Here is a 6,000-nt window from a genome sequence, read left to right as displayed (position 1 = left end):
GCCCAACCCCCCTGTCCCCCCCCCGCAACTCAAACGACCGGTGGGCCCGCCACCGCGCGGCGCCGGCCCGACGGCCCACCGAGCTGCCCGGAGCTGTGCCCGTTCGACGACGCAAGGTCCGCGAGCGGGAACCTGGCCGAACGAGATAGACGCAGGCCGTGTACGTGGGACGTCATACGTCGCCAACCTTGCGCTGCTCCGAGCGGGACATGCGGCTCCCGTGCGGCGACCGGCCGCACCCCGCCGCAGCCCGGCACCCGCTCCGACGGCCGGGCCGGCGGGGATGCCCGCGGGTGGACACCAGCGCACTCAGCACGCAGCAGCGGAACCCGCCGTGCTGCGGCAGTCGAAAGGAAGAAACGTGAAACGAGCTTTACCGACCGTTGGAAGATCGCTACTAGCGATCGCGGTCCTCGTCGCTGCCTCGTTGGCAGCGATCGTGGCCCGCCAGGCGGCAGCTTCGGCCGCGACTCAGGCGACTTACTACGTCGCGCCCAACGGCAACGACGGCAACCCGGGAACCATCGCCTCACCGCTGAAGACCGTGCAACGCGCCCGGGACCTCGTCCGCACCGTGAATGCGAACATGACCGGCGACATCTATGTCTATCTTCGCGGCGGAACGTATCCGGTGAGCAGCACCATCGAGCTCGGCGCGAGCGACTCGGGCACCAACGGCTACCGCGTCGTCTACGCCGCGTACCCCAATGAGACGCCGGTCCTCGACGGCGGGGTGCAGGTGACCGGATGGGCCCAGCACAGCGGCAACATCTGGAAGGCGCCGCTCGACCGCGCCAACAAGTTGCGCGCGCTCTACGTCAACGACAAGCGCGCATACATGGCCTCCAAGACCATCTCCTCGGCGGGATGCTACGGAACATACAACGTGACGGCCGGTCAGGCCGCGTGGGCCTGGGAGTCGGGATCGCAGTGTGACGGGGCCAGGTACAGCGCGTCGGACTTTCCCGCGATCAACGGCAACCACGACGACATCGAGATCGAGACCGGTACCACCTGGACCACGGCCATCGTGGGAGTTCGGCAGGTGACGAGCGACGGCTCCGGTCGCATCGCGCTGTTCCAGCAGCCGGGTGCGGCCATCGCCCAGGGCGCGTTTAACGGCAACGCGCAGGTGGGCGGCACCCACAAGGTCATGAACGCCTACGAGTTCCTGGACGCCCCGGGCGAGTTCTTCTTCAACAAGTCCACCCGGACCTTGTACTACTACAAGGCCGGCTCGGACAACATGGCGACCGCCTCGGTCTTCGCGCCCAACAACGTGACCACGCTGCTGCGGATCGCCGGCACCTCCACGAGCAGCCATGCCCGCAACATCACGCTGTCCGGGATCACCGTGCAGCACTCGGACTGGAACCTGTTCAACGTGTCCGGCTCGGCCTACAAGCAGGCGCAGCAGGGCAACCTGGGCGCCACCGCGTACGCGAAGGGCAACTTCCACGTCTACTACTACCGCAACGTCGACGTCACGCCGACCATCATCGACATTCAGAACGCCGACGGCATCCTGCTGCAGCGCAACCGGATCCAGCACGCCGGCGGCGACGGCGTCGGCATGGTCAACGACGTGCAGAACTCGCAGCTGATCGGCAACTTCACCAACGACATCGCCGGGTCCGCCATCAGCGTGGGCCACCCACAGCACATATACATCGGCGATTACACGTCGAGCAACCGAGAGAAGTACTCGGTCCAGGCCGAAGGCCTACCGAAGAGCCTCGAGATCAAGAACAACTATCTCTACGACAGCGCCGTGCTGTTCAACGGGCACAGCCCCATCACGGCCTACTTCGTCGACACCCTGACGGTGCAGCGCAACCGCATCGAGAAGGCGCCGTGGTCGGGCATCACGATGGGCTGGGGCTGGTGGAACTTCGACGGCTCGTCGGGCTCGATCGCGCCCAACCGCCCGACGACGACGGCGAAGAACAACAACATCAGCTACAACCACTTCATCGACACGGTGCAGCGACTCAGCGACACCGCGCCCATCTACACCCTGGGCAGCCAGCCCGGAACCACCATCAGCAACAACTATCTGCAGGGCGTTCCGTCCGGCCACAAGTACGGTCTGCACCCTGACGAGGGCTCCGCGTACATGACGTTCCGCGACAACGTCCTGAGCGTGGACAAGAACGTCACCTGGCTCGTCAACTCCGACGACTGGGGGCGCAAGCACGACCTGAGCATCACGCAGACGTACGGCCCCATCAACAAGGTGTCGAACAAGAACCTGCCCAACAGCACGGTCCACGACATTCTCGTCTCGTCCGACTACGTCTGGCCGGCGGCGGCCTACAGCATCGCCGTCAACTCCGGGCTCGAGGACGCCTACCGGGGCATCATCCCGCAGGGCAATCTCGTGCTGCCCGACTACGTGCTGCCGGCAAGCACGTACGTGGGCAGCACCGGGACGTCGATCCCGATCCGGAGCACCGGCGACTCGGCAAAGTCCGTCTGGCTCGCCCCGTACGGCACGACCAGCTTCGTCGCCGGGGCGACGATGACCCGCGCCGACGGCACCGCCACCTCGATCGCTGTTCCCACCTCGGCGGGCGAGTACCGGGTCTACGTGCTGGATGCGCAGGGCGTTCGATCCGCCGAGTCGAAGTCGATCGTCCGGCGGGAGGGCAGCGGCGGCGGCCAGCAGAACGTCCAGATCGTGGGCGGTCAGTCCGGCCGCTGCATCGACGCTCCCAACAGCGCCACCGCCAACGGCAGCCAGCTGCAGCTGTGGGACTGCCACGGCGGCACCAACCAGCGGTGGACCTACACCAGCGGCAAGCAGCTGACCCTGTACGGCAACAAGTGCCTGGACGCGTCCGGGGCCGGCACGGCCAACGGCACCGCGGTGGTGATCTGGGACTGCCACGGCGGCACCAACCAGCAGTGGAACCTCAATACCAACGGCACCATCTCGAGCGTGCAGTCCGGGCTCTGCGTGGATGCCACCGGCGCGGGGACCGCCAACGGCACCAAGATCGTCCTCTGGTCGTGCAACAGCGGCGCGAACCAGCAATGGAGCCTGCGCAGCTGACCACATGGTCGACGACCCGGCATCGCTCGGCGAAGCCGGGTCGTCGACCCGGTGTTCAGGCACCGTCCTGCGGGGACTGATCCTCGCGGATGGCGCCTCAGGCGCTCGTGCAGGCAACCGTCGGAGTCGACGGGGTGCCACCGGCAAGGAAGCCGAAGGTGGTCGACGCGCCGGCCGACAGCGACCCGTTGTAAGAGACGTTGCGGACCGTGACGGACTGGCCGCTGCTGGACAGGGTGCCGCTCCACAGCTGCGTGATGGACTGGCCGCTGGTGAGCGTCCACTGGACGGTCCAGCCGGTGATCGGGGCGCTGCCGGCGGTCACCGTCACCTCCGCCTGGAAGCCACCGGGCCAGGAGTTGACGGTCCGGTAGCCAGCGCTGCACGCGCCGCCAGGGGCGGGGGAGGACGGAGCGGGACTGCTCGGCGCAGGGCTGCTCGGCCCTGGGCTCGCCGAGGGAGAGCCGCTCGGCGACGGGTTGGCCGAAGGGGAGGCGCTGGGGGACGGCGTGGTGGCGAACTGGGCCAGGAACATGTTCACCGCGGCCGAGGTCCAGGTACGCGTGCCGCTGGTGGCTGTCGACCCGTCCACCGGGTGGGGGGCGTGGTCGCCGTCGAAGGCAGCCCACTGGACCGGATAGCCGGACCGGCACCCCGAGTAGAGGGTCGTGATGTGCGTCAGGCTGCCCTGGGCCGGCTCGCGTGGGCTCTGCGCGGTGCAGCCGTTGTTGCGGACGAACGTGTCGCGCACGGAGCGTCCGCTGGAGATGTTGAGCACGCTGTCGTGGGTGCCGTGGATGCCGAAGTAGGCGACCGGTTGCGTGCCTCCGCTGCAGCCGCTGAGGTTGGCGCCGGAGTAGACCACGACCGCGCGGAACACGGCCGGCCGGGCGCAGGCCAGCGCGTAGCTCATCGCGCCGCCGTAGCTCCAGCCCATGGCGAACACCTGGCTCGTGTCCACGCACAGGTCGCCTTGGATCAGGCTGACCAGGTCGTCGATCAGGGTGACGTCCCGGCCGTTGGTGTTGGCCCAGCCGTTGCTGATGCCCTGCGGCGCGACGAAGATCGTGCCGTCGTTCGACAGCTGCTTCTGCCCGTAGAAGGCCCAGGCCGACCCGTCCGCTCCGCCGGTGGCGACGTCGTTGGCCGTGCCGTTCAGCCAGTGCAGTCCGAAGACGAGCCGGTACGGACGGGTGTTGTTGTAGCTGCTCGGCATGCTCAGGATGTAACTGCGGGTCTGGCCGCTGCTCTGGATCGAGCGCGTCCCGCTGGTCAGCGTCGGGGTTCTGCCGCAACCGGCTGTCGGCCCTGCCTCGGCCAGGCGCGGGACCAGTAGGACAGCGCCGGTCAGGGCCAGTGTCAGCAGGCTGCTCAGCACCCATCGGTGCCGGCTCGGGCTGGTCGTTCGTCTCATGGCACTTCCTCGGTAGCAACAATCGGGAGTCGGCTTGCCTGGCCCTGCCCTGCCTGCGTGCCGGTCTCCCGCTTGCGTACGTTGTCGGGCTCCGTCGACGACGTGTGTCATGAAGGATGCCTCTAGGACACCAAAGTGTCAATCGATGGAACCGGATGGCGTCGGACCTCGGCGGCGCCTCGCGTGCCGACATCCCGCGCATACCATGTGCGGGACCCCGTGCCGCGGGGGCGTGGTCCTCTCAGCGCCGGAGTCGCGTGGTGCAGCTGTTCGAGATCGAAGAGATCTTCCCCGACGTGGCCGGCGGTTCCCGGCTGCCGCGGCGCCAGGCGGGCAACTCGGCGCAAGGCCTGGCGACGACGCTTGTCGCCGACTACACGCTGCCGACGCGTGCCTGGCTGCCGTCATCCGCCGTAACGACCCTGCTCGGCGAATTCGGGATCACCAGCGGCGCGGCGCGGACCGCCATCAGTCGGCTGGGCCGCCGAGGCGTGTTGGAGAGCAGCCGGGACGGGCGGCACAGCTTCTACCGGCTGACCCGTGACGCCGCCGGGGAGCTGTCGGCGGGGGGTGCCTGGATCGCACGGTTCGCCGAGCAGGCGCGCAGCTGGGACGGCACCTGGACGCTCGTGGCCTTCTCCCTGCCGCAGGAGCACGGTGCGCAACGGCGGTCGTTGCGCGGCCAGCTGCGATGGCTGGGCTTCGCGCCGTTGTACGACGGGCTCTGGGTCTCGCCGGATCCGTGGAACCCCACCGTCGCCGGGCGGCTGGCCGCCGTCACGCCCGGCGCGATGACCGTCTTCCGAGCAGGCCATGTCGACCTGGCGGTCACCGCCGACCGCAACCCGATCGAGGCGTGGGACATCGCCGCGATCGCCCAGCACTACGAAGCCTTCGACCGGCAGTGGAGGCCGCTGCTGCAGCGCGTCCGCGGTGGACGGATCGTCGGCGCCGCAGCGGTCCGGTCCCGGACGGAGATCATGGACGCTTACCGGCACATCCCGCTGCTCGATCCGCAGCTGCCCGTGGAGCTGCTGCCGACCGGGTGGCCTCGGGTGCGCGCTCGCGAGGTGTTCGTCGAGATCTATGACGGGCTGGCCGAGCCGGCTCAGCGACACGTGCTGGACGTGGTCCGGCAGTTCACGGGTGAGCCCGCCGTCGGCATCATGGCGCACACCGTCGCGGTGATGGCCGCCAGCTGAGCCGTTCGGAAGGACGTCCGGAAGTTTCGGTGGTCTCGCGATGATCCATCGCGCTGTGAATTTTCGCGCCCGGTGAGCGGTGACTAAGTCGGGTCAATGAAGATCGTCTGGAAACGGCATCTAGCTGCGCAGGGCTGTCCACCGCATGAGCGTGGACCCCGGGCGGTGCCGAGTGTTCACCGCATTGGTCGGTGATCATTTTCCGGAAGTTATCGAAAAGAAGGCGTTGCGACCGGCACTCAAGCATGGCAACATGCCCCGGTATCGATACCCGCCCCCAGCGGCGCGGCGGCCGACTGCCCGAGACGACCCCGCGCCGATCCGGAAAG

General features: G+C 68.2%; 3 protein-coding genes. 2 read left to right on the top strand and 1 reads right to left on the bottom strand.

Annotated features, from left to right (window positions below; translation table 11 throughout):
• Positions 1 to 427: 427 nt before the first annotated feature.
• Positions 428 to 3,055 (top strand): RICIN domain-containing protein, encoded by a 2,628-nt coding sequence (locus F9C41_RS04895; RefSeq protein WP_407924663.1) that lies wholly within the window; start codon positions 428 to 430, stop codon positions 3,053 to 3,055.
• Between the two features lie 97 nt (positions 3,056 to 3,152).
• Here F9C41_RS04895 and F9C41_RS04890 read toward each other — a convergent pair whose 3' ends face one another.
• The gene (locus F9C41_RS04890) at positions 3,153 to 4,469 is read right to left on the bottom strand and encodes a CE1 family esterase (protein ID WP_155385331.1); all 1,317 of its coding nucleotides are present in this window, start codon (positions 4,467 to 4,469) and stop codon (positions 3,153 to 3,155) included.
• 257 nt (positions 4,470 to 4,726) lie between these two features.
• Here F9C41_RS04890 and F9C41_RS04885 point away from each other — a divergent pair, with 257 nt between their 5' ends.
• Entirely contained in the window at positions 4,727 to 5,671 is a 945-nt protein-coding gene (locus tag F9C41_RS04885) for a PaaX family transcriptional regulator (protein ID WP_155385330.1), read from the top strand.
• Positions 5,672 to 6,000 lie beyond the last annotated feature (329 nt).

Source organism: Catellatospora paridis (assembly GCF_009720365.1).
Lineage (GTDB): Bacteria > Actinomycetota > Actinomycetes > Mycobacteriales > Micromonosporaceae > Catellatospora > Catellatospora paridis.
This window is presented reverse-complemented; position numbering and strand designations above follow the sequence as displayed.